Origin of the sequence: Arthrobacter sp. MMS18-M83 (genome assembly GCF_026683955.1) — a bacterium.
Lineage (GTDB): Bacteria > Actinomycetota > Actinomycetes > Actinomycetales > Micrococcaceae > Arthrobacter.
This window is the reverse complement of the sequence record NZ_CP113343.1, coordinates 2,044,382-2,070,127: the sequence shown is the minus strand read 5'-3', so window position 1 is coordinate 2,070,127 and position 25,746 is coordinate 2,044,382. Positions and strand designations below refer to the sequence as shown.

The following is a 25,746-nucleotide window of genomic DNA, read 5'->3' as shown; positions in this document are numbered from 1 at the left end:
CGGGTCAAGGGGCGAAGGACCCAAAAGCAGGAGTTCTTAAGAGCTTCTTAAATGCCCCGCGCGAGAGTGGAAGCCGGCCGCATAACGGCCGCCACCCCCGAACCGGAGACACCATGCGATCACATGCCAAGCAGAACACTTCCGCGGAAGGCCGCACTTCCGCCGTCGTCCGCCACAGTGTGCCGTTGCTTCCGCAGCCCAGGTACTGGCTTCTGTGGGGCATGGCCCTCTCGGCGGTGGTCCTTGCCATTGGCTTCAGCGTGCAGTCGGTAACGGGCCTGACCACCAGCGAACTTGGCGTTGACCAGGAACTGAGCCGCCACCACGTGGCAGGGTTGACGACGTTGGCCATGATATTGAACTTTCTTTTTGCTCCTGTAGCAGGAGTCTGCATGGTCCTGGTCATCGGCTTGTACCAATTCCTGGTTCGCAGGTCCTTCGTGCGGGCTGTCGTGTTTGTGCTCTTCGCATGTTCGGGCTGGGCTGCCAGCGAGGTATTCAAACTGATCGTTGCCCGCCACCGGCCCGACCCTGCGCTTCTTTTCGATCCACTCTCCCCGGAAACGGGTTCCAACAGCTTTCCTAGCGGCCACACGGCCTTCGCCGTAGCGTTCGCGTTCGCCTTGTACTTCCTGGTCCGGGGCACCCGATGGGGCGCCATCACCGCGTGGGCCGGGGCAGTCCTGGCCGTGGTGGTTGCGTGGTCCCGGATCTACATCGGAGTCCATTACCCAAGCGACGTTGTGGCGTCTTTCCTGGCCACCAGCGCCGCGGTAATCATCCTGGCCGGTCTCTGGAACCGGTACGCGCCGCGAATCCTGGAGCGGCTCTCGCACCGAACGGTGTCAGAAGCGGTAGTTTCAGGAGCCGCCGCAACACAAGCGGCCACCTCGGAAGCACCCGCAACACAAGCACACGGATCCTGAGGAGGACCAATGCACGTACTTTCTGCCATGCCGGCATTCCTTGACCCCACCACCCTCCTCCAGGGCCTCGGCCCTGCGGCGTTGGGCGTCGTAGCCCTGATCGTGTTCATCGAATCCGGTCTCCTTTTCCCCTTCCTGCCTGGTGACTCTTTGCTGTTCACCACCGGACTGCTGCACGAGCAACTTCAGCTTGAATTGCCGGTGTTGATCGCCGTCGTATCGGCCGCAGCTATCGCCGGAGACCAGATCGGCTACATGCTCGGCCGCAAGTTCGGACGGCGCTGGTTCAAGGACGATGCCCGGGTCTTGAAGACTGCCCACCTGGACACGGCCGAAGAATTCTTCAAGCGCCGCGGCGGCCCCGCGATCGTCTTGGCCCGCTTCGTGCCCATTGTGCGGACATTTGCACCGCTGAGCGCAGGCATAGCCCGCTACAACTACAAATCTTTCACGCTGTGGAACATCGCCGGCGCCGTCATCTGGGGAACCTCCGTCACGCTCCTGGGTTCCTGGCTGGGACACTACGAGTTCATCGCAAACAACATTGACGCCATCGCCGTCATCATGGTTCTGGTCTCCGTGTTGCCCTGGGGAGTCGAGTTGCTCAAGAAGCGCCGCAAGGTCAAAGTAAGCGCCACGAATGGGCACGCCGGGGAAGAATAGACAGCATGACAACAGCTGAGCGGCCGGCCCTCCTCCTGGTCGAAGACGATGCCGCACTGGGCCCGCTCATCAGCGAGCTCCTGGAGCCGGACTTCTCCGTCCGCTTGGCTGTCAATGGGCGCGACGGGCTCCACCTCGGCTTGACCAAAAGTTGGGACGCGATGGTCATTGACCGGGGGCTGCCCGTGATGGACGGCATTGCCTTGATCAAGGCCCTTCGCTCCAAGGGAATTGCAACCCCGATCCTCATCCTCACCGCGATTGGCGCCACAGATGAGAAGATCCTGGGCCTCGACGCCGGAGCGAACGACTACATGAGCAAACCGTTCGACGCCATGGAGCTCGCCGCTCGCTTGCGAGCCCTCACCCGGACGTACGTCGAGGCGCCCACAACCCTGGGAATCGGGGATTGGGAGCTCGACGCCGGTGCCCGGTCCGTGCGCTCCGTGTACGGTTCCGTGGTCACGCTGACGGCGAAGGAAGCCGCGCTCCTCGAGACCCTGGCCGGGGAACCGGAGCGGGTCTTCACCCGGGAAGACCTCATCAGCGCCCTGTTCCACGCCACGGACCAGCCGGGCGTGATCGACACCTACGTCCACCACCTGCGCCGCAAGATCTCCAAAACGGTGATCCGGACGGTCCACGGCCTCGGTTACCAGATCGGCAATCCCCATGACTGAGAATCCTGACCAGGCGAAACTCCGCAAAGCCTCCTTGAAGATCGCAGTGCGGATCAGCGCGGCCTGCGCAGTTTTGGTGCTGTGCCTCCTGGCGGCCGCCGCGATATACCTGTTCAACCAGGCCCGGCAGCCCGGACTCCCTGGACCAAGCGAGACTGACTCCGTCTACGCCTACCTGGATACCAAGGACCTCCTGAAGGCCATGATCGTTGCCGGCATTGTGGGGATCCTCTTGGCCGGCGGCATTGGCTGGCTCAGCGCGCGGAGTGCCATCAGGCCGCTGGGAGAGGCGCTCGCATCGCAGCGACGGTTCGTGCAGGACGCCAGCCATGAATTGCGTACACCCCTGGCCATCCTGGATGCCCGAGTCCAGCTTGCCCAACGCGATGCCGTCCCGGACTCGAAAACCGGGCAGGCGCTCGCCCGCATCCGCAATGACACCGCGACCCTCACCGGCATCGTCAACGAATTGCTCGTGGCAGCAACCGGCTCGCCTTCGAATGCCACCGCAGAGCCGAGCGATCTCGCCGACGTCGCGGCCGCCGTCGTCGAAAGCTTGCAGCAGCTCGCGGGGGAGAAGGATGTCCGCGTCACCTTGACAGAAAAGGACCGCCCCTTCGCGCTCATTGACGGCAATGGATTCCGACGTGCGCTCCTTGCCCTGGCCGACAACGCGCTGGCACACACGCCCGCCGGCGGCCAGGTCGGGATCACGACGGCGGTGCTAGGCAGCCGTGCGGTGGTCACCGTCTCGGATTCCGGGGCCGGGATCAGGGGAGTGGACCAGACGAGGATCTTTGACCGCTTCGTGAGGACACAGAACCCGGAAAGGGCAATGGGCCAGCGCAGCTTCGGAATTGGCTTGGCATTGGTCCGTGAAATCATCACGGGAGCTGGCGGAACGGTTGGGGTCGAGCGCAGCGGTCCGCGGGGCACCGTCATGAAGATCACGCTGCCGCTTGCTCCGAAAAGCCCCAACCCGAAGGACGTAGGCTCCGGAAACGCGACGAGCTAGACCGCTGAAGCTCCGTTCAACACTTAGGCAGCCCGCAGTTTGGCAGGTTGGGCGTCTTTTGGGTGCCTAGGCTGGCTGCCGTTGCCTGCGCCAGTAGTGCAGGTCCCCGAAACGGTGTGCCGTCGTAGCGGGCGGGTCCGCGCCGGGTGGATTGCTGGCCGCCTGGCCGGGAGCAGACTGATCGGTGCCGGGCGGGGGCGGGGCTGTTGATCGGTAGTGGTGTCCGGTGGGGGTGCGGATGTCGATGACGTGCCTGCTCCCGGGGCCTGCTGTTGCTGCGGGTCGTGCTGTCCAGCCGGGGAGTTCTTTGGTGTGGTTGCAGGCTTCGCATAGGCCTGCCCCGTTGTCCAGGCTGGTGGGTCCGCCGTGGTGCCAGGGGATGATGTGGTCGAAATGCCGGATGGGTGCGTCGCAGTAGGGGGTGCGGCAGGTGTCGTCGCGGGCCTGGATGAAGCGCCGCAGCCCGGCCGGGAAGAACCGCGCCCGGGAATCGGCGGCGACGAGTTCCCCGGTTCCGGGGGTGGTGTAGAGGCGCCGGAGCCAGACCTTCAGCTTCCGGTCCTGACCGGTCTGACCGTGTGGCGACCGGTTGTCTTCGCCCTGATTTTGGTTCCCGTTGAGCAGTGTCCGGGCCCAGGCGGCGGGGATGATGCCGTAGCCGGGGAGTCGGGCCGGTTCGCTGTCGCCCTGGAGGAGGGTGCGGTCGGTCATGACGAGCTGGATCTCTACCCCGGTGATGCCGCCGGGGGTGCCGGTGGTGCGTTCGGCCAGGGCGTCGGCCATGATCTGGTCCCGGGTCCGGGCGTCCCCGGCGTTGCGGAGGGTGTCGGCGTGGCGGGACAGGGCCGCGTGCACGGCCACGCCTTGGGCGACGGGGAGCAGGGCGGTCAGGTAGGTCATGGTGTCCGGTGCCGGGCGCAGGCTGACGTGCCGTTCGGTGGCGGCGTGGCTGGCGCGCTTCGTGACGGAGCGGGGGTCCCGCCGGTAGGCAGCGGTCCGGGCCGCGGCGGTGACGGCACGGTCTCCGGCGCCGTCGAAGGTTCCGGTGTCGGCGGCGAGTTCTTCGTCCGCGGCGCAGCGGTCTTCGGCGGCCAGGCAGGCTGTTTCCTTCACGAGCAGGGTGGCGCGCCATTCGTTCAGCTGTCCGGTGTCCAGGGCGGCGAGGGTGCGGGGCATTTCGGTCACGAGGGCCTTCGCCAAGCCCAGGAGGCGGGATCCGCGGGCGGGGGATTCCCGCCGGGCCAAAGCAATTTGAGCTCCGACCCCGCGTCCCTGGTCTGCGGCGGGGATGCCCAGAGCTTTCTCGGCGCTGCGCTGGGCGGCGTCGAACGCGACGGCGATCCGGGCCTGTGCCCCGGCGATCGCCGACTTGAGATCCTCAAGACCGCGCAACTGCTCGATCAACTCGGCGCTGTCGGTAAGGTCGGCGCCGTCAGTACGTTCGGTGCCGCCGGCGTCCGGGCGAAGGGAGTTCACGGCACCGATCAGGTCCTCCACACGAAGGCACGGCACCGGGGCGCTCTGGTTGGCAGCATCCGGGACTTGGCTGCCCGAAGGCGCGCCTACTCCGATCAGCTGTTTTTCCCGAATGCCGGCCATGACCAAAGCATTCCAGAGGGGTACGACTTTATAGGCGCGCAACCACCCCGGTCGAAAAGATCGAAAGATCATCAGGTTTTCCTAGCTGGCAGGCATTGCCGGGCTCTGGCGTGCGCCGCCGAAGGGGACGAGAATGGGCTCGTGCTTCCCCCTCAAGCCGGAGGGGACGGCGCCCCGATGAACGCCGCCGCCCGAAAGATTCAAAGTGTCTATCTCACCTTGACCCTGGGCAATACCCTTGCGGCCTCGTTCATCTGGGGGATCAACACCCTCTTCCTTTTGGACGCTGGGCTCAACAACCTCGAGGCCTTTGCGGCGAACGCCTTCTTCACCGCCGGAATGGTGGTGTTCGAGGTGCCCACGGGGGTGGTGGCCGACGGCTGGGGGCGCCGCGTCTCGTTCCTGCTTGGCACGGTGACACTGGCCGGGTCAACTTACCTCTACTATCTGCTCTGGCAACTTTCCGCCCCGTTCTGGTGGTGGGCGGCGGTGTCGGTATTGCTCGGACTGGGCTTCACCTTCTTCTCGGGTGCGGTGGAGGCTTGGCTCGTCGACGCGTTGCGCTTCACCGGGTATGAAGGCGGACTGGAGACGGTGCTCGGCCGCGGACAGATGGTGGCTGGCGTCGCCATGCTGGTGGGCTCCGTGGCTGGAGGCGTGATCGCGCAAGCCACCAACCTTGGAGTGCCGTTCCTGGTGCGTGTGGGCGTGCTAGTGGCCATGTTCGTCGTGGCTTTCTTACTCATGCGCGACGTCGGGTTCACCCCGGAGCGCTCCACTCATCCCCTCCAGGCGACCCGTGCCGTCCTGGACGCCTCGATCGAGAACGGTTTGAAAAATCCGCCGGTACGCTACGTGATGCTGGCAGCGCCGTTCAGCGCCGGCGTCGGGATCTATGTGTTCTATGCCCTACAGCCGTTCCTGCTTCGGCTCTTCGGAGACCCACACGCGTACTCCGTGGCGGGTCTGGCAGCGGCGATTGTGGCCGGAGCCCAGGTGCTCGGCGGGTGGATTGCACCCCGCCTCCGGCGCCTCGTGCGTAAGCGCACCACGGTGTTGATCTTGAGTGGCGTGGTGGGCGCCTTGATTCTGGTGGTGCTCGGGATCACCCAGGTGTTCTGGGTGGCGCTGGTCCTCTTGACGCTCTGGGCCATGGTCGAATCGGCGGGCACCCCGGTGCGCCAGGCTTACTTGAACGACATGATCCCCTCGAAGCAGCGGGCAACAGTGCTTAGCTTCGACTCACTCATGGGATCAAGCGGTGGGGTTGTGGTGCAACCGCTGCTCGGCAGGGCAGCCGATGTGTACGGTTACTCCACCTCGTTGGCGATGAGCGGTGCGATCGAGTTGATCGCCGTGCCGTTCCTGGTGGCGAGCCGTCGGCGCGGATCCATGGCCGATCAGGCCAACGCCACCACCGCCACATCTGACGCGGAACCCCAGCAGTCGTAGGAATTGTCCTACGGAAGTCGTGAAGCTCGGAGAAGCGTGGCCTGGCCGGCCTTTCCGGGCTCAAGCGGTATCGGGCTAATTAACACGGCTGGGCCACGATGCAATGTGCCATCCGAAAGCGGTTGGCAACGCACGCCACCGCGTCCACGCATGGCGGCATGCGCTCCCGGAGCCAGGACCCGGTCCATCCAGGCGCAAGGGTGGGCAGGCCGCCCCGCCCGCAGTCGCACAAGGCCGCCACGGGATTCCAATTCGAACTCCTCGCCCAACAGGGGAGCCAAGTGGGCTCCCCTGAGGACCACATTGCGGCGCGGCAGGAGCGGGTCGAAAGGTGCGACGCCGAGCTCCGCTGCCATGGCTTCGAGGGCCTCGATGGCGATCAAGGTGACTGCGGCATCCATGTGTGCTGCCTTGCCGAAAAACCGGTCACCGACGATGCCCTTGCCATTTACGACGTCGACTTGCTCTGCATCGATGGTGGGTACGTCGGCGGCACCATCACGTGCGCGGCCGAAGTACGCGTGCCCCGGTGACACGAGCAGGTGCAGGATCTCCACGTCGTACCTGTAGCTTGGCGTCATGCCATAAGGCTATGCCCGTCGCGGTCACTGACACCGGTGCACTCGCGCTCTGCGACCGTCGCCCCTCGCCCCGAGCACCGATCAGCGGAGTCCCATGAATAGCAGGTACTGATGTGACGTGGGTGACAAGCGAGGTGTTTGGTGCAAAGCTTGTCGCGCTGCGTTGACTGTCTTGTCAGTGCGGATCCTATTGATCCTCAGGGAGGTTTCGTGAAGAAAATTCTTAGCGTTTCCGGGGCTTTATTGCTTTTGCTGAGCGCCCTCTCAACTGCGGCACCGGCGGCAGTTGCCCAACCATCTCCGTCCGCCAACTGGCATGCTGAGAGGGCATGCCCCGATGTCCCTGCCGGTAATGCGTCGTGTTTTGCCCTCAAGTACGTCGATGATTCAACAGGATCGGCCAAAGCGCTGCCGCAGGGCGGACGAGTCACGCCCGCTTCGAGCACGCCGCTTTCCACCGGTAAGACCCCGGCGGATATCCAGAGCGCCTATAACATCACGGGCCTTAAATCAGGCGGCCGGACCGTGGCAATCGTGGACGCCTACGGCTATCCGAACCTTGAACGCGATCTCGGCGTTTACCGTTCACAGTTCGGCCTCCCGGCATGCACGGTCAACAACGGCTGCCTCACCATCATGAATCAAAACGGCGGGAGCAAGCTTCCCAAGTTCAATTCCGGCTGGGCCGACGAAACCGCCCTCGACGTCGACGCCGTCTCGGCAGCTTGCCCAGACTGCAAGATCCTCGTGGTGCAGGCGACGACAGCCAGCATCGCCAATCTTGGTACAGCCGTGGCAACGGCAGCCAAACAGCCAGGAGTCGCCGCGATTTCCAACAGCTACGGCGGCGGGGATTCCGCGGATTCCACCTATGGCGCGTACTACAACCACCCGGGAATCGCGGTGACGGCATCCACCGGTGACAACGGGTACAGCGGCTCGTCCTACCCAGCATCCTCGAGTTATGTCACTGCGGTGGGTGGCACGTCGTTGGTCAAGGACACCAGCAACCGTGGGTGGGGCGAGTCGGCCTGGTCCGGCTCGGGATCCGGGTGCTCGAGTGTCAATGCCGCGTTGCCAGCCGCTGCCGCCTTTGGAACGGGGTGCAGCAAGCGCGCCTCAGCGGACCTGGCCGCCGTCGCAGATCCACAGACCGGATTGTCGGTATACGCGCCGAGCAACGGCACCACTTCATCGTGGGCACAGTACGGGGGAACGAGCCTGTCCTCACCCCTGATCGCCGCGATGTACGCGCTTTCCGGGAACTCTGGCAACGCCACAGCGCCGGCCAACTCCCTCCCTTACGCAAACGCCGGCAAATTCAACGACGTCGCATCGGGCTCCACGGGCAGCTGCCCCACGAGCCAATGGTGCCTCGCCGGCACAGGATGGGATGGGCCCACGGGCGTCGGCACTCCGAACGGGGTTGCCGGACTCTAAATGTCCGCGGTAATTGCCAAAAGGGTGGCCGGCCGTCCATGACGGCCGGCCACCCTTGGTCATATCAACCGCCGGTCGCGGAGGTCGGGTGCTAGGCCGCAGACCTATTCCTCCGCCGGGAAGGCAACACCTTCGCCCACCACGCGGAGGCACAGTTCCGTGCCGGGCTTGGTGATGGAAGCGTTCCAGTGGCGGATGGTGATGACCTCGCCGCCGCCAGGATAAGCCAGGGGGGCTCCGGCAGCCCCCGCGCGCGGCGCGAGCTTGATCCGGACGGTGGTCTCGGGTCCGAAGTAGTCGGTATCCACCACGACGCCGCGGATGGGGCCATCGGGGGCAATCCGGATCTGTTCCGGGCGAAGCATCAATTGCACCAGACCCTGTGCCGGGGGACGTCGCACGGGGATTCCGCCCAGCGAACACGTGGCCAGGGAGCCTTCCATCCACGCGTTCAGGATGACGGCGTCGCCCAGGAACTCGGCCGTGGCGCGATCGGCGGGACGGGTGTACACCACGAAGGGATTGCCAATCTGCGCCAGCTTCCCGCCGCGCATGATGGCAACCTGGTCCGCGAAGGAAAGGGCCTCGGCTTGATCGTGCGTCACCAGGATGGTGGTGACCCCTGCTTCGTTCAGAACCTTGGCCACGGCGCGCCTGGTGGCAACGCGGAGGCCGGCGTCGAGGGCGGAGAATGGCTCATCGAGCAGCATGAGCTCCGGTTCGCGGGCCAAGGCGCGGGCAAGTGCCACCCGTTGCTGCTGGCCTCCCGAGAGCTGGTGGGGCCGCCTCTTGGCCATGTCCGCATCGAGGGAAACCATCTCCAGCAGCTCCTGGACCCGCGCCTTCACACCGCGCCGGCCGCCGTCGAGCGCTGATTTGTCGAGCCCGAACGCAATGTTCTGTCCCACCGTAAGGTGCGGGAAGAGTGCACCATCCTGGGCAACATAGCCAATGTGGCGCTTGTGTGCCGGCAGCCATACGCCGTTCCCGGCGACCTTGGTGCCATTGAGGCTGATGGAGCCGGTGGCCGGGTGTTCAAAACCGGCGATCAAGCGCAGCAGGGTGGTCTTTCCGGATCCGGACGGCCCCACGATGGCAGTGGTTCCGCCCTTCGCCACGGACAGGTTGACGCCCTTCAGCACAGCCTGGGAACCGAAGTTCTTCGTGACCTCGGCGATGTCCAGGTGTGTGTTGGTGGTTGGGGCCACCGAAGCCGCGACGCGGGGTGACGGAAGCCTGGAGGGGGATTGTTCGGTCACTGTCCGGCTACTTTCTTGGACTGTTGGAAAAGCAGGTATGTCATGGGTGCAGACAACAGGATCATGAGCAGGGCGTAGGGGGCCGCGCCCGAGTAGTCGATCTCGCTGCTCTTGCTCCAGAATTCTGTGGCCAAGGTGTGCGTGCCGTTGGGGGATAGCAGCAGCGTGGCCGTCAGCTCATTGACGATGGCAAGGAACACCAGCGCGGCCCCGCCTGCGGCGGCCGGAGCCGTGAGGCGCAGGGTGACTTTCAAGAAGGACACGAGAGGGGCCTTGCCAAGCGACTGCGCGGCTTCGTCGAGTTCCTTGGGAGCTTGGGCCAGTCCGGAGCGGATGTTGACCAGGGCGCGGGGCAGGAACAGCAGCACATAGGCGGCAATAAGCACACCGGAGGTCTGGTAGATCCCCGGGAACATCCGGATGCTCACGGTCACGAACGCGAGGCCCACCACGATGCCGGGCAGGGAGCTGGTGACGTAGTTGGAGAGCTCCAGCATCTTGCTGAACCAGCTGGGGTGTCGCACTGCCAGATACGCCATGGGGAAGCCGACGACGACTGTCACCGCCGCGCCCACGGTGCCATACGCGAGGGTTTGGAGCAGCGCCGGAAGGAACTCGTTGGCGGACCAAACGCGGACGCCTCCCGCAACCACCCAGCGCAGGACGAACCAGATCGGCAATCCGAAGGCCAGCACCGTGAGGGCCAGCAGGGCGAGCTGGGAGAGAAGCTGGTAGCGGCGCAGCGGCAACCGGATCGGCTTGGCTTGGGCGCCGGAACCGACTCGGGCGTAACGCGCGGTGCCACGGCTCCTGACTTCGGCCAGGAGCAGGATGAGGCAGAAGAAAACCAGGACGCTTGCCAACATGTTGCCGGCGGTGCCGTTGAACGTGGATTGGAACTGGGTCATGATCGCCGTGGTGAACGTGTCGAAACGGATCATCGCGAACGCACCGTATTCGGCCAGCAGGTGCAGGGACACCAAGAGAGCGCCGCCTGTCATCGCGATCCGCAGTTGCGGCAGGACAACCCGGAAAAAGACGGCCCACGGTCCCAAGCCAAGGGATTCCGCGGACTGCTCAATGGCCGGATCAAGGCGCCCCAGCGTTGCCGCCGCAGGAATGTAGACAAGGGGGAAGTATGACAGCGTGGCAATGAGCACCCCGGACCAGATGCCCTCGAGCGACGGGACCGCGGATACCCACGAATAGCTGTTGACGAAGGCCGGGATGGCCAACGGGGCTGCCAGGGCCACGGCCCACCAGCGATGCCCCCGCAGTTTGGTCCGTTCTACGAGCCACGCGCCGCCCACTCCCAACACCAGGCAAATGGGCACTGTGAAGACCACCAGCATCACGGTGTTCAGGAGCAGCTCGCCGACGCGCGGCCGGAAGATGAGTCCGACGGCGGTGTTCCAGCCAGTCGCGGCCGTCATGTAAGCGACGTACCCGAGCGGGATGAGCGAAAACAGCGCGATCAGCACCGCCAGCAGGGATATTGCGGAAACGCCGAGAGGCGGGCGGGGGCGCTTGCCCCTGCCCGCCGTCGTCGTGCTCTCCGAATTCGTTGGAAGTGCGGGAGCCGATAGGTCAGTGGTCACAGAATTACAGCAGTCCTGCCTTGGTCATCAGGTCGGTGACCTTTGCGGAGTTCAACTTGGCCGGGTCCACGGTGGGAGCCTGAAGATCCTTGATGGAAACGAGTTTAGCGTTGGAGTCCACCTTGGAAGCGATCGCGTACTCGAAGGAGGTGCCGTTCTTGAGGACTTCCTGGCCCTGCTTCCCGGTGATGAACTTAATGAAGGCTTGGGCAGCCGCAGCGTTCTTGGAGGACTTCAGCACGCCGCCGCCGGACACGGACAGGAAAGCGCCCGGGTCCTGGTTCTTGAAGAAGTACGGGGTGACGTTCTTGGAGTTCTCGCCGGTCTTGGCCTGGTCGCCGTAGTAGTAGTAGTGGTAGATCAGCGCGGCGTCGACTTCGCCGGCGTTGACTGCCTTCATGGCGGTGCTGTTGCCCTTGTACGCCTTGAAGTTGTCCTTCATGCCCTTGAGCCACTCGGTGGTGGCTGCCTCGCCCTTTTGTTCGAGCAGGGCGGCAACAATGGCCTGGAAGTCAGCGCCGGACGGGGAAGCCGCCCACCGGCCCTTCCACTCCGGCTTGGCCAGATCCAACATGGACTTGGGCAGCTTGTCGTCGCTGATCTTGTTCTTGTCGTAGACCAGAACGGTGGAGCGGGCCGCGATGCCGGTCCACTTGTTGGTTGAAGGGCGGTACTCAGCCGGAACCTGGTCCACAGTGGCCTTGTCGATGTCGGCGAAGAGGCCGGCGTTCTCAACCTGGGCCATGGCGGGGGAGTTCTCCGTGAGGAAAACGTCGGCCGGTGATGCCGCGCCTTCCTGGACGATCTGGTTGGAAAGCTCGGTGTCGGAACCCTGGCGAATGGTGACCTTGACGCCGGTCTCTTTGGTGAACGCGTCCACCCATTCCTTGGTCAGAGTGTCGTGCTGGGCGTTGTAGACCGTGATTTCGCCAGCCACTTTTGTGGCAGTACCAGCGTCGGCGGAGGCAGAGCCGGTGGCTGCGGAGGATGCGGTGCCGTTGCCGCAGGCGGCCAGGCTGAGGGCTGCGGTGGCGGCGAGTGCGATGCCGGCCAGCGCATTTGCGCGAATCTTCATGAAGGCTTCTTTCTGCGAGCAAATCCTGGGGAGCCCGGGGGAAGAAAGTGCGGGCTCACAGGTTGAAACTTTAGGTTAGCCATACCTAAATTTCCATCCAGATTGCCCGATCGTGACGGGAATCACATGTATTACGCAAGGTTTGCGTGACCTAATGTTTGTTGGTTTCCGCGTCCCGCGTTGAGGTGAGGCGCGGCACGCTTGCGGCGGCTATCAGAAGCCCAAGTGCTCCAAGGCCAAAGGGCAGGGAAGCGATGGTTGAGATGCCTCCGACGAGAAGCGGGCCTCCGGCGTCGCCGAGCTCTCTGCCGAGTTCTGCGGAGCCCATGGTCCTGCCCATCCGCTCCGGTGGTGTCGTCTCGGCCAGATGCGCGAAGCCCAACGGTGTTGCGGCACCTACGCCCGCGCCGATGGCCGCGGCCGAAATGAACAAGGTGACCGGCCCCGGTGCCAGGGCGAGGAGCGTTATGCCGCTCGCGATGAGTAGGAGTCCCGCGGTCATGCCATGGGTGTCACTGATGCGTCGTTGGTCGCGCATCTTGCCGATCTGGGGCTGTACAAGCAATGAGGTGATCGCCAGGACGCTCACGGTTGCAGTGCCCGCTACGGGGCCGAGGCCATGCTGCGAGGCCAGGGCTGGAAGGAAGCCGATCGCTGACCCCATTGCCGCCGTCGACGCTGCTAGTACGAGAGTTGGGACAACGAAGCGCCGTTCCGTGACTTGTCGCGCAAGATCAAGGACCGTGTAGCGCTGGCGCGGGAGAGGCTCCAGTTGTGGGACGCGCACGAAGACCCAGATGGCCGCCGCAACCGCCAGCGCGGATAGCACGGCAAAGAGCAGGGGGAATCCTCCGGCAAGGATCAGGCCGGCCCCTAGCAACGGACCCATGACGTAGCCCAGGCTCTTCCAGGATCCGTACCGGCCGAAGTAGGTGCCCGCGTTCTTTCCTCCAGCCATGCGGGCCACCATGGCGGACGCCGCCGGGGAGAATGCCGATGCTGCGGCTCCCTGGCCAAGCCGGGCCAGGCCAAGCATGAGCGGTTCGCTTCCCCACAGCCCTGGAATCGAGAGCACCGCGAAGGCCAGGAGACCTCCGATGATGACGGGCTTGGTGCCGATCCTGTCGCTGAGCGCGCCGAACACGGGTTTGAGGAACACCTCAGAGACGTCGTAGGCGGCCAGCAGGAGGCCCAGGCTCATCAGGCTCAGACCGATGTTTTCGCTCTGGGCGCCCAAGCTCGCGGCGATGCTGTGGGCGCCGAACGCGGTCACGAACCCGGCGGCGTACAGCGGTGCGGAGGAAGTCCGGGTTCTTAACTGAACCGCGCTCATGAGTGGACCTGCCGGTAGACATGGCCGGCAAAATCATCCAGGGCTTCGATGCAGGTGGCCATCTCCTCTTCGGCGCGTGCTGCGCTGGCGCCGCCGAAAACATCCCGGGATCGAATTGACCGGGACCACCGGCGGAGCCGTTCCAGGCTTTGTTCTTCCTCTTCGAGTTCGGCGAGAGTGAATTTCTGCTTGGCGATTTCCCGGGCGACCTCGTCAGTGAACTTCGCGCAGTCCGCCAGAAATTCCTTCCATTCGTCCTCGCGCGCTGCCATGAAGAGGTCACGCAGTTTGGCGGCGTCGTCCCCGGATCCGGTTGTTAGAAGAATCAGATCACCCCCGCCGGCCTGGGCCAATTCCCGTGCTCTCTCGGCGCCGGCCCGGCAAGCCGGAACGTCGGGAGCGGCCCAGGTTCCCTGCCCGACCGGGACGCCACCAAACCGCCTCAACTCCCGCCAGACAGCAACTCGGTGCCGGGATGGCGCCGCGGGCACCTGCACGATCATGATCAGCCAGGAAACTTCGCTCAAGTTCTGCACACTCATGATTGTAACGGTTGTTACAACCTCTGGGCAGAGGTTAACGGTCTTGCGGCGGTCGATAAGCTGGCACCATGCCCGGACTCTCCGAATTCATGCCGACATTCCTCGGCGTCGGCGTCCTGATGGCAGTCACATTGGCACTGCTCTTGGCGTTCCGGGCCCCGCATCCCTTCGCGCCCGCACTCGCCACCCTCCGCGGAGCTGTCCAACTCGCCGCGATCAGTTTCGTTCTGGGTGGCGTGATCACCAGCCCACTGTGGGTCGCCGTCGCGCTACTTGTGATGTTCGCGGTGGCCGCGGCGAGTGCCACGCGCCGCATTGGCTGGAGCCTGCCTCATTGGGGCATGGTCAGTGGCTCGATGGCCGGAGGCATTGCAATAACCCTCGCCGTCATTTTCGCCACGGGTGCCATCGCGTTCACCCCCCGCTACGCGCTCGCGATCGGCGGGATTGCCATTGGCAATGGAATGACTATCGCTGTCCTGGCTGGCCGGCGCTTCAAGGAATCAGTCTATGAACATTGGGAGGAAGTGGAAGGCTGGCTCGCGCTAGGCGCCACTCCGAGGCAGGCAACCCTGGATCTTGCCCGGCGCACGGTCTACTCGGCCTTGATTCCTTCCACCGATCAAACGAAGACGACCGGACTCGTCACGCTGCCCGGCGCGTTCGTCGGGGCGATCTTCGGCGGGGTCTCTCCGCTTGAAGCCGGACGCTTCCAGATCGTGGTGCTCGCGGCAATCATGGCGGCCGGTTCCATGACGGCGCTCATGGTCATCGGAATTCTCGCGCCGGTACGCGTGCGTCCGGCTACGCTTCGCTGAAACTGGGCTCGTGGACGCTCAAGCGGTTGTAGGCCCTCCCTACCGCGATTATCCGGGGACGCCGGTTGTGGACTGGAGCGACGCAGTTCGGCGGCAAGCTAACGCGGGTGGGCCTCCGGCCGACAGTAGGAAGTGAACCGCCTTCCATACAGCGCCTTCCTACCTAAGCAGAAACGGCCCATGATCGTTGTCACCCGCCTGAACGGCACCCGCTTTGCCGTGAATCCCGACATCATTGAACGGATCCACGAAAGCCCGGACACCCACCTGGTGACCCTCGACGGCGCTGCTTACGTAGTGCAGGAGAGCCTCGCCGAGGTGGTGGAGCTGATTGCGAATTACCGCTCCTACATCCTTCGGCGGGCACAAGATCTCCCCACAGCGACGGGCTATCCCTTGAGTCTCGTGCGGACACCGGAACCGGACGGAAGGTAGGCCATGGATCCCTCAACCATCATCGGCCTGTTCCTGGCCTTCGGCTCCGTGGTCGCCATGGTGACCCTCGAAGACGCCAACCTCATGGCGCTCCTGCTTCCCGCGCCCATGGTCCTGGTTTTCGGTGCTACCTTGGCCGTTGGCCTGGCCGGGAACACGTTCCGCGACACCATCCGGGCGTTCAAGGACTTGCCCAAGGCTTTCAAGGGCAAGACCGACAAGCCGCAGGACAGCATCGACCAGCTGATCGGCTTTGCCGAGAAGGCCCGCAGCGAAGGGCTGCTCTCCCTTGAAGAGGCAGCCGCTCGGGAGAAGGATCCGTTCCTGGCCAGGGCCCTCCAGAACATCGCCGACGGCACCGATGCCGAAGAGTTGCGCATCCTCATGGAAGACGAGATCGACACCAAGATGCGCAGCGACCACGTCGCTGCCAAATTCTTCGCCAGCCTGGGTGGATACGCACCCACCATCGGCATCATTGGCACGGTGGTATCCCTGACCCACGTCTTGGAGAACCTTTCCTCGCCTGACCACCTGGGACCCATGATCGCCTCGGCATTCGTGGCTACCTTGTGGGGTTTGTTGTCCGCGAACTTCATCTGGCTGCCGTTCAGCTCGCGGCTCAAGCGCCTGTCCGAGTTGGAAATCGAACGCATGACGCTCCTGATGGAGGGCATGCTGGCAGTGCAGAACGGGACCCAACCGCTTCTGCTCGCCGAGCGGCTCCGGGCCATGGTCCCCGCAGACAGGCTCGGCAAGGCGAAATCCGCAAAGAAGAGCAACGACGACGAAGGCCGCGCAGGCAAATTCGCTTCGTCCAAGGCCGCATGAGGTCCCGGCGCCGCCGTGGCTCACCTCCGGCGGAGGAGCACGTCGACGAACGCTGGATGGCTTCCTACATGGACATGGTCACGGTGCTCATGTGCATGTTCATCGTCCTGTTCGCCATGTCCACCGTGGACCAGACGAAATTCGATAAGCTCCGCAATTCGCTGGCCACAGGTTTCGGGACGGTGGCCAGCCAGAAGGTGGACACGGCCACCGGCACAGTGGTTCCGCCTGAGTTCACCCACGCTGACGCTCAAGGATTCTCTTCCCTGGACCTGGCTCTCAAGGAAGTGGACCGGCTCACCGCTTTGCGTGACGACATGAAATCAAAGCTCGACGCCGCCGGGCTGGGTGCAAATGTGCAGTTCCAGATCGGCGAACGTGGACTCACCGTGAAACTAGTAGGATCACAGACCTTCTTCGAACCCGACCGGCCGGAGCTCACTGCCCGCGCCAGCCAGGTCCTCGGCACCATTGCACCCGCCATGGTCAGCGCTGGCCTCGAAGTCATGGTGGAAGGCCACGCCGCCAACGGAATCACCTCATACCCCTCGACGTGGGAGCTTTCCTCCGCGCGTTCCGTCAATGTCCTCAGGTACCTCGTGGACCACGGGGGGATCCCGGCGGGCCGCATTGGGGCGGTCGCGTTCGGCTCGGCCCGGCAGGTCAACGACGACTCCACCGAGGCGCTGATGGAGCTCAACCGCCGCGTCGACGTCGTCGTCCTCTCGGACAAACCCGAAGTGGTCCGCGCCCTGATTCCCGAGGCGCTCAAGGCGAGAGCGGGCCGGTAAGCCCGCACGGCAGGTGCCGGACGACGTCGGGCTCCGTGGAAATGACCAGCGTGCCGAGGTACGCTCGTGGCATGACCCCGGAGGATCTTGCCAGGCTCACATACTTGCGCCGGGCCCGTGACCTGATCGACCGCGAGTACGCAAAGCCCCTCGACGTGCCGACCATGGCCAGCCATGCCTACATGTCAGCCGCGCACTTCTCGCGGCAGTTCCGGGCCGCGTACGGCGAGACCCCTTACAACTACCTCATGACCCGCCGGATCGAGCGGGCGATGGCGCTCCTGCGCGGCGGAATGAGCGTCACGGACGCCTGCATGGAGGTCGGTTGTACGTCACTTGGCTCTTTCAGTTCGCGGTTCACCGAACTCGTGGGGGTGCCTCCCAGCACCTACCGCACCGGCGAGCACCTCGCAGTGGCCGCAATGCCGGCGTGCGTGGCGAAGATTCGCACGAGGCCCCGCCGGAACGAGCAACCTGGCCGGAAAGAAGAGAGCAGGATTCAAGAAGCGCTCGCCGTCGTCGCGGACTAGCGTCGTTGCCATGACTATTTCACTGCAGTACTCACACATCACTGTCAACGATCCCGACGAAGCACTCACCTTCTACCGGGATGCCCTCGGCCTCGAGGTGCTCAACGACGTCGCACAGGGCGGATTCCGCTGGATCACGCTCGGCAGCACGGCCCAGCCCGGCGTTGAAATCGTGCTTTCCGAACCGCACGCTGGCCGCTCGAAGGCCGACGGCGATTCCCTCCAGGAGCTGCTCACCAAGGGGGTCCTGGGTCCCATTGTCTTCCGATCAGACGACGTCGATACGCTCTTCGAGAAGGTCAGGGCGTCCGGCGCGGAGGTCATGCAGGAGCCAATCGACCAGCCATGGGGTCCCCGCGACTGCGCCTTCCGGGATCCTTCGGGCAACATGGTAAGGATTTCGCAGGCACCTGCGGCCTAGGCAGCCGGTCGACCAATCCCTGACCTGCATGCCCGGGCATGATGGGTCTATTCTTAGCGGTGAAGAGCAGCTGTTCCGGTTCCACGTGCAACCGGATTCTGCCGCACAGGATGATTCGGGGATCTGAGGCTCACCATGGATGCTGCACACGCCGCCCCAGAGCTCTCGGAGTTCCGCCAAGGCATGTTCCATGGTTGACTCCGGCGTTGGAGCGGGAGCTTCCGATGACGCCGACCTATGCACACCGTTTCTGAGTCAGCTACCGGTGAGCGGTGCTGCCGTGTCCATGTTCGGCGGGGCCGCGTCCGAAACCCTTGTGTGCGCGAGCAATAGGCTGGCGGCCAGGCTTGATGAGCTGCAGTTTGATTTGGGGGAAGGTCCCAGGTGGGAAGCCTTGCACACAAAGCTCCCCGTTCTGGTCCCCGATGTCCGATACTCACATCCGTACTCGTGGCCGGTTTTTAGCAAAGCAATCTTGGAGACCGAAGTTGCGGCGCTGTTTGTGTTCCCGCTGACCGTCGGCGCTATGGATCTGGGAGTTGTGGAGCTCCATCATACGAAACCGGGGAGCCTGAGCTACGCCGATTACGCGACAGCATCGGTACTCGCCGGCCAGACGGCGTGGCATTTGTTGCGACGGGTCCTGTTGGTGAACTCGCCCGACACGGACCCCGCCGTGGAAACCGCGTTGATGTCCCGGCGGGAAATCCATCAGGCCACGGGAATGGTCCTGGCACAATCGGGAAGTTCCGCCGCGGACGCACTTTTGTTGATGCGCGCCCACGCGTTCGCGCACGCGCTGTCATTGCGCGAAACAGCCGATGCGGTGCTGCAGGGACGCCTGAGTTTTGCTCTGGGAAATGACGCGCACGGCAGTCCTGGTCTGCAGTAACATGGCGATATGGTGACGATAAGCCGTGCCGAGCGCGTCAGCGCGGCCTTCGTAAGGATCACGAACACGTTGGTTGCTGACTACGACGTGCTGGCCTTGCTCCATGCCCTTGTCGAAGCATCCGTGGATCTGCTCGATGCCGCCGCCGCCGGGTTGTTGCTTGCCGATCCCCACGGCGAGCTGCAGGTTCTTGCTTCCACCAGCGAACGAAGCCAGCTGGTTGAAATACTTCAGCTGCAAGCGGGCTCCGGTCCTTGTGTCGAGTGCTACCGGACAGGAACACTTGTGGTCGTGGAGGACATACGCGCCTTGAGTGGCCAATGGCCAGAATTCCAGGCAGCCGCCCTGTCACAGGGATTCCGTTCTGTCCACGCGGTACCGATGCGCGTTCAAGGCAGAACCATCGGAGCCATGGGCCTTTTCGGCGAACATTCGGGCGCCCTCACCCCGGAGGACGTTGCCATCGGCCAAGCGCTGGCAGACGTTGCGACCATCAGCATCCTGCAGGAACGCACCATCCGCGAATCGGCGGTGATCAACGAACAGCTGCAGCGCGCCCTGAATAGCCGAGTCCTTATCGAACAGGCCAAGGGGGTCATTGCCTACACTGCCGGAGTGGACATGGAAGAGGCGTTCCGCCGGCTACGCACTTTTGCACGCGCGAACAACCAGAGTCTGCATGACACGGCGGCGCGCGTCATCGAACGGACCCTGACTCTATAGGCGGCAAAGGCCGTCCAATGTTCTGGCGGGTCCGGAAGTTCTGGCGGGTCCGAACGTTTAGGCGGCCCCGGAGGTTTCGGCTTTCCCCGGACTCCAGGCCGGCCCGTTCTCTTCCATCGTCTCTCCGTAAGGGACTTTGCTGCTGACGGAGACAGTGAAGCTCGAGTGCCCGTGCCGGGTCACCAAAATCCCATGCTTGCCATCTTGCATGGCGTGCAGGAGCGCTGCGTCCACTGCGGCGTTCAGATCCCGTTCGATCTCGAGCGGGTTATTGGCCTCGACAAAAAACGTCCGGCCGGCCTCAATGGTGCTGATCATCCTGCAATTCCTGACTCTTGGTTGGTTCCCGGTACGTTAAGATCCGGCCTTGCGACCGGACGAATCCGGAGAAATTCTTGGTGGGGATGCTAATTCGATGCCCAGCGCCGCCGCCGAGATATCTTCAAGGGCGTCATTCATCGATTCAAAGGCAGCCACGTTTCCGGGTTCGGAGGCCTCATGCGCGAATTCGATCGCACGGAACAACGCAAAGCGCGCCACCTTCCTTTTCAGTTCCGCGATGAGCTCCTCGATCTCTGCCAACGGATAATCTCGCCAAATTTCGGAGTCCGGTGCGGCGGAGGGGTGCCTGGCGGGAGAGGGGCGGGGGTACTGGCTCGGCGCAGGGGCAACTGCGGCCGGCACGGACGGGTGATGCCCCGCCCTGGAGGCGGTACGGGTGCTGGGGTCGCCTGGCACGATTTGCAATGTCCTCCTGGAGCGCGCGCCGAAAAATGGCGCTGCCAGGGTCTGGGGCAACACACCAAGCTTATCCGACATCCAATCACGCGGAAAGGCTCCAATAGTCGGTCCCTTACGCCCGCCCTTTCCTTGCCGATAGTGGCAACCGTGAGTGAACAGGAAGATCAATCGGCGGGACGGCAGCGCACCGTGGACGTCTACGATTTCCGCAGGCCCACCACCTTGCCGCGCCAGCACAGCCGCGTCCTGGAAGTTGCTTTCGAGACTTTTGCGCGCCAATGGGGAACCCAGCTCACGGCCAAGGTCCGCGTGAAATCCACCGTGACCCTGGAGCAGCTCATCATGCAGAGCTATGACGAGTACGCGGCTTCCTTGCCTTCCGTTACCTCGATGGTGCTGTGCCGCATTGAGGGCAGCGAATCGCGGCTCGTCATGCAGTTTCCTGCCACGGCGGCCCTTTCCTGGGTGACCCGCATGCTGGGCGGAGGCACTGATACGGCCGTTCCGGATCGAAAGTTCACCCAGATCGAGCAGGCGCTCATCAGCCGCATGGTGGAAGACGGCCTGGAGGACCTGAGCTATTCGCTCGGGGCCCTCCTGACTACTCCGGTGCGCATGGATGTCATCCAGTACAACTCCCAGTTCGCCCAGGCAGCGGCTCCGTCGGAGCTGATGATCGTGGCCTCATTCACTGTCAAGGTGGGCGAAAGCCTGGCCGTTGCAAGTCTCGCGATTCCCGCCGACGTCCTCCTCTCCGGACTCGGCGACGTGAATCCCACTGTCCACAGCCGTGACGCCGAGGCTTTGGTCCGCGCCCAGGTAACCCAGGTGCCGGTAGACATTGCTGTCCAGTTGAGCCCCACTCCGGTGACGCCGGCGCAGATCCTGGGCCTCGCCGTCGGGGACGTCATTCCGCTGCCGCACTTGGAGAACCGGCCGTTCGACGTCGCCATCAACGGCACCCGGCTGGCCACTGCCGCCCCCGCCCGCAACGGCTCACGTGCAGCCGCCGTCATCGTCACAATCGAGGAGAACCAGCGATGAGCATCACTCTGACCCTGCACGAGTCGGCAGCGGAGCGGCTGGCCGCCCAGCTGCCGACTCCCGCCGCGCTGCACGTCTCCGGCATTGTCCCGTCGCAGGCCGCCGCGCCGTATGCACCACTCGCCATCACGGCCACCTTCGTGGGCGCCGTGACTGCGGACTTCGCGCTCATCCTCGTGGACCGGTCCTTCCTCGCCGCGGCCGGCGGTGCCCTGCAAGGTGCGTTGCCCGGCGGAGCGGTCTCCGCCGTCGACGTCCTGCGCCCTGCCATGGAACAAGCAGCCGGGGCGTTCGACGCCGGAGTGCTGGGGGAGCTGCGCGAGGAAGATGCCGCGGGGCTGCTCTCAGACTCCCAAACTGCCGTTTTTGAACTGCGGCAGTCCTTGGCCGCCGACGGCGGACAGACGTTTGGCTGGTTCGCCGTCCGGGTCCGAGCACACGGCACCGTGCAGGACATTCCGGCCGCACGTGCCGGCCAGACCAGCACTGTTTCTTCCCGTCTCGGCCTGATCAGCAACGTCGAAATGGCCCTCACCGTCGAGATCGGCCGCACCCGCATGTCCGTGCGCGACGCCCTCGCCTTGGAACCGGGCAAAGTGATCGAACTGGACCGCTCGGCCGGCGCACCCGCGGATGTTCTCCTCAACGGCCGATTGATCGCCCACGGAGAAGTTGTTGTTGTGGACCAGGACTACGCTGTGCGCATCACGCGCATCCTCGACGTCGCCGAGGGAATCTACTAGATGGATTCGCTCATCCTCGGGCTGCGTGTGCTCGTTGCCCTGGGTGCGGTGCTGGGCCTCATATGGTTCCTGCAGCGCCGCCTTCTCAAGGGCAAAGGGAAAGGCAGACGCCGGGCCAACACCACCCTGACGGTGGTCAGCCGGCAGACCGTCGGTCAAAAGGCCTCCGTGGTGGTGGTCGACGCCGGGGACAAACGATTCCTTTTGGGCGTCACCGAGCACGCCATCAATGTCCTGCACACCTGCGACATCCCGGTCGAGCTTCCGGAAATCACGACGGCGGAGGCCCGGTTTCCTGGGCCGGCCCCGTTCCCTGTCGAGCGCCAGGAACGAACACCGGAGCGCTCTCCGGCACCCGATAGCTTCGCAGACATCTTCCGCGACGCCGCCGGCGCGCAGCTTGCGGACAACAGGCCCCAAGCCATTGAACCCCAAGCCAATGGACTCACACGCCGCAGCGAGATCCATCGCCGCAATGAGCTGAACAAGGAACCACCACCCCTGCACGGCTCCATTCTTGCCGGTTCAACCTGGCGGCAGGCCGCCGAGGCCATCAGGGGACGCCGCAATTGATCCTGAATTTTGGGACTGTCGATGGCCGCCGCATGGCCAGAATGTTGCTCGCAGTTCTCTGCGTGCTGCTGCTGACGGCCCTGTTCCTGTGGTTGGGCATGTCCGCCGGACACTCAGCACCCATCGCCCCGACGCCACCCGCCGCACCCGCGGTGCCCACGGCCCCGGCTCAGCCGTCCGGCGGCAACGTCAGCATCGACATCAACGGACTGGATGGCAAACCTTCCACCGCCGTTGTGACGCTGATCGGGGTCACGCTGCTCTCTGTCGCTCCGGCCCTGCTGCTGATGATGACCTCGTTCACTAAGATCTTCGTGGTGCTCGCCATGACCCGCAATGCCTTGTCCCTGCCATCCATCCCGCCCAATCAGGTCCTGGCCGGTTTGGCGCTCTTCCTGTCCCTTTTTGTCATGTGGCCCGTGATTTCGGAGATCAACAACGTTGGCATCCAGCCTTACCTGAACGGGACGCTGGACTTCAACGGAGCCGTTTCGGCCGGATCCGCACCACTCCAGCACTTCATGGTGGCCCACACCCGGCAAGAAGATATTGCCCTCATGACCCGGGCGGCCAAGCTGGATAACCCTGCCAACCCGCAATCGGTACCGCTACAGACCCTGATCCCGGCGTTCATGATCTCCGAGCTCCGGGCAGCGTTCATCATCGGTTTCGTCATTTTCATTCCGTTCCTGGTGATCGACCTGGTGGTCTCGGCCGCGCTGATGTCCATGGGCATGATGATGCTTCCGCCGGTGATGATCTCCCTGCCCTTCAAGATCCTGCTGTTCATCCTGGTGGACGGCTGGGGATTGGTGATCACCGCCCTGATCCAGAGTTATTCGAGCGGCTGATGAATACCAACGCAGTCCTGGACATTTGCCTCCAGGCCCTGATTCTTGCGGCCAAGCTGGCCGCGCCCGCCTTGGTGACCGCGCTGGTGGTGGGCCTCGCCATTTCCCTCCTGCAGTCCATCACCCAGCTTCAGGAAGCCACCCTCTCCTTCGTGCCCAAGGCCGTCGCCGTGGCCGTGGCCCTGGTGGTGTGCGGACATTGGATGATCACCGAGGCTGTCTCCTTCACCAACGAGCTCTTTGCCCGGATACCCGGGCTGATCGGCGGAGCGTGAAGTGGAGTTGCCCTTCAACCAGTCCTGGCTTGAGGTCCTGTTGTTGGCCTCCGTCCGGATGACGGCCTTCCTGGTGGTGGCTCCGCCCTTCTCTCACCAAACAATTCCGCTGCGCATCAAAGCGATGCTCGGCATCGGTTTGGGGCTGGCCGTTTCCCAACGTCTCTCCGTTGGCTACACGTCCAAGGACACCGCTGGCTTCATCACTGCCGTGGTCCTTGAGCTCGTGACAGGCCTGGTCCTTGGCTTCCTCGTACTGCTCGTCTTCGCAGCCATCCAATCGGCCGGCAGCCTGATAGACCTCTTCAGCGGCTTCCAGATGGCCCAGGGCTTCGATCCCCAGATGATGATCAACGGCGCCCAATTCACCCGGCTGATGCAGATGGCCGCGCTCGCCCTGCTTTTCGCTTCGGACGGCTACCAGCTGGTGATCGGCGGCCTGACCGGGAGTTTCACGGCTTTGCCGCTGGCCGGGGGACTGGATTTGGCACAGCCGGTGCACGCGATGATTTCGGCCGTCACCGGGATGTTCCTTTCCGCAGTTCAAATTGCAGGGCCGCTCCTGGTGGTGCTGGTGCTCGCCGACATCGGCTTGGGGCTCCTCACCCGGGTAGCGCCCGCCCTGAATGCCTTCGCCCTCGGCTTCCCGCTCAAGGTCCTGATCACGCTGGGGCTCGCAGGGTTCCTGTTCCTCGCATTGCCGCGGCTCGTCGCCATGCTCGCCGAGCAAGTGGCGAACACACTGATGGGGGTGGGCTGATGTCGGATTCACAGGAAAAAACCGAGCAAGCCACTGACAAACGAATGCGGGAAGTCCGTTCCAAGGGGCAGCTTTCCCGTTCGCAGGACCTCACCGCCTGGCTCGCCGTCGGTTCCGCCGCGGCCATGATTCCATCGACTATCGACCGGGCCTCCAACGCGGCGGCGGACCAGTTGTTCAGCGTCCGCAGCGCGATTGCCCACCCCGAGCCCGCCAAGGCCGTCGCAGCCCTTGAAGCCGGGTTCGGTTCGTTGGCCCAAGTGCTGGGGCCCTTGTTCGTGGTGGTCATGGTGGTGGTCTTGGCGGGATCAGCGCTGCAGGGCGGCATCCACTTCAAGAAGTTCCGGGCAGAGTTTGAGCACTTCAACCTGGTTAATGGCGTCAAACGGATCTTCGGCGGCCAGGCACTGTGGGGCGGCCTCAAAGCGCTGCTGAAGACCGCCGTCGTCGGGCTTGTCTTGTACGCGGTGGTGCAGGGCCTCATCCCCGTGCTGCTTACCGCCGGGGGCCTGCCGGTGTCCGGCGTCCTTTCCGCGGCGGCAGGCGGCATCGGGTCCCTGGTCCAGTTCGCCGTGTTGGCGGGCCTGACCCTGGCTGCTGTGGACATATTCGTCGTCATGCGCCGCAACCGCAAGAAGACGCGCATGTCCAAGAAGGAAATCAAGGACGAAAACAAAAACAGCGACGGCGATCCCCTCATCAAGTCGCAGCGCCGCTCGCGCCAACTGATCATGAGCCGGAACCGCATGATCGGCGCCATCGCAGACGCCGACGTCGTTCTCGTCAACCCGACGCACGTCGCCGTAGCTCTGAAGTACGACGCCGGCAAAGCGGCACCGCGCGTTGTGGCCAAGGGCGCGGGGGTCATCGCTGCCCGCATCAGGGAAGAGGCGGAGGCGAAATCGGTGCCGATGGTCCAGGACATCCCGCTGGCGAGGGCGCTGCACTCGGCCTGTGAGCTGGGCGAGGAAATCCCCGTGGAGCTGTACCGGGCCGTGGCGGGAGTCCTGGCGTTCGTGATGTCGCTCAAGGCCAGGGGAGCGGCACGCGGAATGCACCGAATGCCGGGCGTTTCCGGAGCCGTTCCCGGAGCCGTTGCAGGCGCCCCGGCAGGGGCCTCCGCATGAGCCACAGCATCCAAGCCAAGACCAGCAG

General features: G+C 64.2%; 30 protein-coding genes. 21 read left to right on the top strand and 9 right to left on the bottom strand.

Annotation, left to right across the window (positions count from 1 at the left end; translation table 11 throughout):
* Window positions 1–113 precede the first annotated feature (113 nt).
* Genes OW521_RS09705 through OW521_RS09690 form a run of 4 tightly spaced genes read left to right on the top strand, consistent with a single transcriptional unit; the run spans window position 114 to window position 3,284 of the window.
* Window positions 114–926 carry a phosphatase PAP2 family protein gene (locus OW521_RS09705; RefSeq protein ID WP_268024933.1) on the top strand — a complete coding sequence of 271 codons (813 nt, stop codon included), beginning with the start codon at window positions 114–116 and terminating at the stop codon, window positions 924–926.
* A gap of 9 nt (window positions 927–935) precedes the next feature.
* The gene (locus OW521_RS09700; protein ID WP_268024931.1) at window positions 936–1,589 is read left to right on the top strand and encodes a DedA family protein; all 654 of its coding nucleotides are present in this window, start codon (window positions 936–938) and stop codon (window positions 1,587–1,589) included.
* A gap of 5 nt (window positions 1,590–1,594) precedes the next feature.
* Window positions 1,595–2,269, top strand: coding sequence for a response regulator transcription factor (locus OW521_RS09695; RefSeq protein WP_268024929.1), 675 nt, complete (start codon window positions 1,595–1,597; stop codon window positions 2,267–2,269).
* On the top strand, window positions 2,262–3,284 hold the full coding sequence (locus OW521_RS09690) for a sensor histidine kinase (protein WP_268024927.1): 1,023 nt from the start codon (window positions 2,262–2,264) through the stop codon (window positions 3,282–3,284). The genes OW521_RS09695 and OW521_RS09690 overlap by 8 nt, the downstream gene beginning before the upstream one ends.
* Window positions 3,285–3,350: 66 nt before the next feature.
* On the opposite strand, the gene OW521_RS09685 is transcribed toward OW521_RS09690, so the two are convergent.
* Window positions 3,351–4,883, bottom strand: coding sequence for an HNH endonuclease (locus tag OW521_RS09685; protein WP_442781271.1), 1,533 nt, complete (start codon window positions 4,881–4,883; stop codon window positions 3,351–3,353).
* Window positions 4,884–5,060: 177 nt separating this feature from the next.
* On the opposite strand from OW521_RS09685, the gene OW521_RS09680 reads away from it, so the two are divergent.
* Window positions 5,061–6,335 carry an MFS transporter gene (locus OW521_RS09680; RefSeq protein ID WP_268025802.1) on the top strand — a complete coding sequence of 425 codons (1,275 nt, stop codon included), beginning with the start codon at window positions 5,061–5,063 and terminating at the stop codon, window positions 6,333–6,335.
* A gap of 8 nt (window positions 6,336–6,343) precedes the next feature.
* Here the strand turns inward: OW521_RS09680 and OW521_RS09675 are convergent, their stop codons facing one another.
* Entirely contained in the window at window positions 6,344–6,916 is a 573-nt protein-coding gene (locus OW521_RS09675; protein WP_268024923.1) for an MOSC domain-containing protein, read from the bottom strand.
* Window positions 6,917–7,126: 210 nt separating this feature from the next.
* On the opposite strand from OW521_RS09675, the gene OW521_RS09670 reads away from it, so the two are divergent.
* Complete coding sequence (locus OW521_RS09670) at window positions 7,127–8,356, top strand: S53 family peptidase (protein WP_268024920.1); 1,230 nt, start codon at window positions 7,127–7,129, stop codon at window positions 8,354–8,356.
* 104 nt (window positions 8,357–8,460) lie between these two features.
* Here OW521_RS09670 and OW521_RS09665 read toward each other — a convergent pair whose 3' ends face one another.
* The 5 genes from OW521_RS09665 to OW521_RS09645 all read right to left on the bottom strand — a co-directional run bounded on the left by OW521_RS09665 (window position 8,461) and on the right by OW521_RS09645 (window position 14,163).
* On the bottom strand, window positions 8,461–9,615 hold the full coding sequence (locus OW521_RS09665) for an ABC transporter ATP-binding protein (RefSeq protein ID WP_268024918.1): 1,155 nt from the start codon (window positions 9,613–9,615) through the stop codon (window positions 8,461–8,463).
* Window positions 9,612–11,213 (bottom strand): ABC transporter permease, encoded by a 1,602-nt coding sequence (locus OW521_RS09660; protein WP_268024916.1) that lies wholly within the window; start codon window positions 11,211–11,213, stop codon window positions 9,612–9,614. The genes OW521_RS09665 and OW521_RS09660 overlap by 4 nt, the downstream gene beginning before the upstream one ends.
* A 4-nt stretch (window positions 11,214–11,217) precedes the next feature.
* Complete coding sequence (locus tag OW521_RS09655; protein ID WP_268024914.1) at window positions 11,218–12,288, bottom strand: iron ABC transporter substrate-binding protein; 1,071 nt, start codon at window positions 12,286–12,288, stop codon at window positions 11,218–11,220.
* 151 nt (window positions 12,289–12,439) lie between these two features.
* On the bottom strand, window positions 12,440–13,621 hold the full coding sequence (locus OW521_RS09650; RefSeq protein ID WP_268024912.1) for an MFS transporter: 1,182 nt from the start codon (window positions 13,619–13,621) through the stop codon (window positions 12,440–12,442).
* A complete protein-coding gene (locus tag OW521_RS09645) occupies window positions 13,618–14,163 on the bottom strand; it encodes a Chromate resistance protein ChrB (RefSeq protein WP_268024910.1) in 546 nt (181 codons plus the stop codon). Before OW521_RS09645 ends, OW521_RS09650 begins: the two co-directional genes overlap by 4 nt.
* Window positions 14,164–14,231: 68 nt before the next feature.
* Between OW521_RS09645 and OW521_RS09640 the strand changes: the two genes are divergently transcribed.
* The 8 genes from OW521_RS09640 (at window position 14,232) to OW521_RS09605 (ending at window position 19,604) form a co-directional block, all read left to right on the top strand.
* Window positions 14,232–14,981 carry an ABC transporter permease gene (locus OW521_RS09640; protein WP_268024908.1) on the top strand — a complete coding sequence of 250 codons (750 nt, stop codon included), beginning with the start codon at window positions 14,232–14,234 and terminating at the stop codon, window positions 14,979–14,981.
* Window positions 14,982–15,161: 180 nt separating this feature from the next.
* The gene (locus OW521_RS09635; RefSeq protein ID WP_268024906.1) at window positions 15,162–15,416 is read left to right on the top strand and encodes a flagellar FlbD family protein; all 255 of its coding nucleotides are present in this window, start codon (window positions 15,162–15,164) and stop codon (window positions 15,414–15,416) included.
* Between the two features lie 3 nt (window positions 15,417–15,419).
* Complete coding sequence (locus OW521_RS09630) at window positions 15,420–16,247, top strand: motility protein A (RefSeq protein WP_268024904.1); 828 nt, start codon at window positions 15,420–15,422, stop codon at window positions 16,245–16,247.
* Complete coding sequence (locus tag OW521_RS09625) at window positions 16,244–17,038, top strand: OmpA/MotB family protein (RefSeq protein WP_268024902.1); 795 nt, start codon at window positions 16,244–16,246, stop codon at window positions 17,036–17,038. The genes OW521_RS09630 and OW521_RS09625 overlap by 4 nt, the downstream gene beginning before the upstream one ends.
* Window positions 17,039–17,109: 71 nt before the next feature.
* On the top strand, window positions 17,110–17,568 hold the full coding sequence (locus tag OW521_RS09620; RefSeq protein WP_268025800.1) for a helix-turn-helix transcriptional regulator: 459 nt from the start codon (window positions 17,110–17,112) through the stop codon (window positions 17,566–17,568).
* A gap of 10 nt (window positions 17,569–17,578) precedes the next feature.
* Complete coding sequence (locus OW521_RS09615; protein ID WP_268024900.1) at window positions 17,579–17,989, top strand: VOC family protein; 411 nt, start codon at window positions 17,579–17,581, stop codon at window positions 17,987–17,989.
* Window positions 17,990–18,128: 139 nt separating this feature from the next.
* Window positions 18,129–18,881, top strand: coding sequence for a GAF and ANTAR domain-containing protein (locus OW521_RS24165; protein WP_326494024.1), 753 nt, complete (start codon window positions 18,129–18,131; stop codon window positions 18,879–18,881).
* A 9-nt stretch (window positions 18,882–18,890) separates the two neighbouring features.
* On the top strand, window positions 18,891–19,604 hold the full coding sequence (locus OW521_RS09605; protein WP_268024896.1) for a GAF and ANTAR domain-containing protein: 714 nt from the start codon (window positions 18,891–18,893) through the stop codon (window positions 19,602–19,604).
* 57 nt (window positions 19,605–19,661) lie between these two features.
* On the opposite strand, the gene OW521_RS09600 is transcribed toward OW521_RS09605, so the two are convergent.
* Window positions 19,662–19,922, bottom strand: a complete 261-nt coding sequence (locus tag OW521_RS09600) for a hypothetical protein (protein WP_268024894.1) — start codon at window positions 19,920–19,922, stop codon at window positions 19,662–19,664.
* 36 nt (window positions 19,923–19,958) lie between these two features.
* Window positions 19,959–20,186, bottom strand: a complete 228-nt coding sequence (locus OW521_RS09595) for a hypothetical protein (protein ID WP_268024892.1) — start codon at window positions 20,184–20,186, stop codon at window positions 19,959–19,961.
* 306 nt (window positions 20,187–20,492) lie between these two features.
* Between OW521_RS09595 and OW521_RS09590 the strand changes: the two genes are divergently transcribed.
* Genes OW521_RS09590 through OW521_RS09560 form a run of 7 tightly spaced genes read left to right on the top strand, consistent with a single transcriptional unit; the run spans window position 20,493 to window position 25,718 of the window.
* A complete protein-coding gene (locus OW521_RS09590) occupies window positions 20,493–21,389 on the top strand; it encodes a flagellar motor switch protein FliM (RefSeq protein WP_268024891.1) in 897 nt (298 codons plus the stop codon).
* Entirely contained in the window at window positions 21,386–22,132 is a 747-nt protein-coding gene (fliN, locus tag OW521_RS09585; RefSeq protein WP_268024889.1) for a flagellar motor switch protein FliN, read from the top strand. The genes OW521_RS09590 and fliN overlap by 4 nt, the downstream gene beginning before the upstream one ends.
* Complete coding sequence (gene fliO, locus OW521_RS09580) at window positions 22,133–22,705, top strand: flagellar biosynthetic protein FliO (protein ID WP_268024887.1); 573 nt, start codon at window positions 22,133–22,135, stop codon at window positions 22,703–22,705.
* Window positions 22,706–22,737: 32 nt separating this feature from the next.
* Complete coding sequence (fliP, locus tag OW521_RS09575) at window positions 22,738–23,556, top strand: flagellar type III secretion system pore protein FliP (RefSeq protein WP_326494023.1); 819 nt, start codon at window positions 22,738–22,740, stop codon at window positions 23,554–23,556.
* Window positions 23,556–23,831, top strand: coding sequence for a flagellar biosynthesis protein FliQ (fliQ, locus tag OW521_RS09570; protein ID WP_268024885.1), 276 nt, complete (start codon window positions 23,556–23,558; stop codon window positions 23,829–23,831). The genes fliP and fliQ overlap by 1 nt, the downstream gene beginning before the upstream one ends.
* 1 nt (window position 23,832) lies before the next feature.
* Window positions 23,833–24,591, top strand: coding sequence for a flagellar biosynthetic protein FliR (locus tag OW521_RS09565; RefSeq protein WP_268024883.1), 759 nt, complete (start codon window positions 23,833–23,835; stop codon window positions 24,589–24,591).
* Entirely contained in the window at window positions 24,591–25,718 is a 1,128-nt protein-coding gene (locus OW521_RS09560; protein WP_268024881.1) for an EscU/YscU/HrcU family type III secretion system export apparatus switch protein, read from the top strand. The genes OW521_RS09565 and OW521_RS09560 overlap by 1 nt, the downstream gene beginning before the upstream one ends.
* Window positions 25,719–25,746: the final 28 nt, after the last annotated feature.

Excerpts from the sequence above, each read along its gene's own strand:
- OW521_RS09690 (WP_268024927.1), top strand. The coding sequence starts at position 2,262 with ATGACTGAGAATCCTGACCAGGCGAAACTCCGCAAAGCCTCCTTGAAG.
- fliN (WP_268024889.1), top strand. The coding sequence starts at position 21,386 with ATGAGCATCACTCTGACCCTGCACGAGTCGGCAGCGGAGCGGCTGGCC.
- OW521_RS09620 (WP_268025800.1), top strand. The coding sequence starts at position 17,110 with ATGACCCCGGAGGATCTTGCCAGGCTCACATACTTGCGCCGGGCCCGT.
- OW521_RS09655 (WP_268024914.1), bottom strand. The coding sequence starts at position 12,288 with ATGAAGATTCGCGCAAATGCGCTGGCCGGCATCGCACTCGCCGCCACC.
- OW521_RS24165 (WP_326494024.1), top strand. The coding sequence starts at position 18,129 with ATGCTGCACACGCCGCCCCAGAGCTCTCGGAGTTCCGCCAAGGCATGT.
- OW521_RS09600 (WP_268024894.1), bottom strand. The coding sequence starts at position 19,922 with ATGATCAGCACCATTGAGGCCGGCCGGACGTTTTTTGTCGAGGCCAAT.
- OW521_RS09640 (WP_268024908.1), top strand. The coding sequence starts at position 14,232 with ATGCCCGGACTCTCCGAATTCATGCCGACATTCCTCGGCGTCGGCGTC.
- fliQ (WP_268024885.1), top strand. The coding sequence starts at position 23,556 with ATGAATACCAACGCAGTCCTGGACATTTGCCTCCAGGCCCTGATTCTT.
- OW521_RS09635 (WP_268024906.1), top strand. The coding sequence starts at position 15,162 with ATGATCGTTGTCACCCGCCTGAACGGCACCCGCTTTGCCGTGAATCCC.
- OW521_RS09685 (WP_442781271.1), bottom strand. The coding sequence starts at position 4,883 with ATGGCCGGCATTCGGGAAAAACAGCTGATCGGAGTAGGCGCGCCTTCG.
- OW521_RS09675 (WP_268024923.1), bottom strand. The coding sequence starts at position 6,916 with ATGACGCCAAGCTACAGGTACGACGTGGAGATCCTGCACCTGCTCGTG.
- OW521_RS09650 (WP_268024912.1), bottom strand. The coding sequence starts at position 13,621 with ATGAGCGCGGTTCAGTTAAGAACCCGGACTTCCTCCGCACCGCTGTAC.
- fliO (WP_268024887.1), top strand. The coding sequence starts at position 22,133 with ATGGATTCGCTCATCCTCGGGCTGCGTGTGCTCGTTGCCCTGGGTGCG.
- OW521_RS09630 (WP_268024904.1), top strand. The coding sequence starts at position 15,420 with ATGGATCCCTCAACCATCATCGGCCTGTTCCTGGCCTTCGGCTCCGTG.
- OW521_RS09605 (WP_268024896.1), top strand. The coding sequence starts at position 18,891 with ATGGTGACGATAAGCCGTGCCGAGCGCGTCAGCGCGGCCTTCGTAAGG.
- OW521_RS09645 (WP_268024910.1), bottom strand. The coding sequence starts at position 14,163 with ATGAGTGTGCAGAACTTGAGCGAAGTTTCCTGGCTGATCATGATCGTG.
- OW521_RS09700 (WP_268024931.1), top strand. The coding sequence starts at position 936 with ATGCACGTACTTTCTGCCATGCCGGCATTCCTTGACCCCACCACCCTC.
- OW521_RS09560 (WP_268024881.1), top strand. The coding sequence starts at position 24,591 with ATGTCGGATTCACAGGAAAAAACCGAGCAAGCCACTGACAAACGAATG.
- OW521_RS09680 (WP_268025802.1), top strand. The coding sequence starts at position 5,061 with ATGAACGCCGCCGCCCGAAAGATTCAAAGTGTCTATCTCACCTTGACC.
- OW521_RS09705 (WP_268024933.1), top strand. The coding sequence starts at position 114 with ATGCGATCACATGCCAAGCAGAACACTTCCGCGGAAGGCCGCACTTCC.
- OW521_RS09615 (WP_268024900.1), top strand. The coding sequence starts at position 17,579 with ATGACTATTTCACTGCAGTACTCACACATCACTGTCAACGATCCCGAC.
- OW521_RS09695 (WP_268024929.1), top strand. The coding sequence starts at position 1,595 with ATGACAACAGCTGAGCGGCCGGCCCTCCTCCTGGTCGAAGACGATGCC.
- OW521_RS09625 (WP_268024902.1), top strand. The coding sequence starts at position 16,244 with ATGAGGTCCCGGCGCCGCCGTGGCTCACCTCCGGCGGAGGAGCACGTC.
- fliP (WP_326494023.1), top strand. The coding sequence starts at position 22,738 with ATGGCCAGAATGTTGCTCGCAGTTCTCTGCGTGCTGCTGCTGACGGCC.